The sequence below is a fragment of the Bacillus sp. SRB3LM genome, assembly GCF_015712745.1.
GTDB classification, from domain to species: domain Bacteria; phylum Bacillota; class Bacilli; order Bacillales; family Bacillaceae_G; genus Bacillus_A; species Bacillus_A thuringiensis_K.
Window position 1 is genome coordinate 1 of the sequence record NZ_VWVQ01000043.1, and the last position, 577, is coordinate 577.

Consider the following 577-nt stretch of genomic DNA (forward strand, 5'->3'; position numbering starts at 1 on the left):
CATAGTAAGGGTGCTGACGATGAATAGATAAAATATGTTCTTTATGCCACCTATCCCTTTTCTGACGTAAACGCTGCACGTTATGATATTTCCGCCATTTATAGTAGCCAGCCTTAGAAACTTCCGCGATTTGAAGCAACCATCGGAGTGGATAGGCTTGGCGTAATGAATCGATAAGAGAAAATCGTTCTTTCTTTAGGACCATTCCTTCCCATGTAGATTTGGATTGCGCTTTTTTAAATACTCAACCTGTGCCTTCAAATAAGCATTTTCTTCTTCTAGACTATTAAAATTCTTTCGATTCCAGACACCACGTTGATCATCAAAGGACTCCCCCTGTTGCGCACGTTTTACCCACTCAATAATCTGGGCATCGCTCTTCACACCGAGTTGTTCACGAATTTCTCGCAATGATTTTCTCTCTTCTAATCGAAGACGAACTGCTTCTCGCTTTAGTTCTTCTGTATATTTTTGAAATGATTGTCCTTTTCTTGCCATAAAAAAATCCCCTCCAGATAAAACAGTATTGAGTCCATCATATCAGATGGACTCTTTTTTTACTGTCTACCTATAGGGG

1 pseudogene is annotated in these 577 nt (G+C 39.7%); it reads right to left on the reverse strand.

Annotated features, from left to right (window positions below):
• Nucleotides 1-498, reverse strand: a pseudogene (locus F3I02_RS17685) (transposase); the annotation flags it as partial.
• Between the last annotated feature and the right edge of the window lie 79 nt (nt 499-577).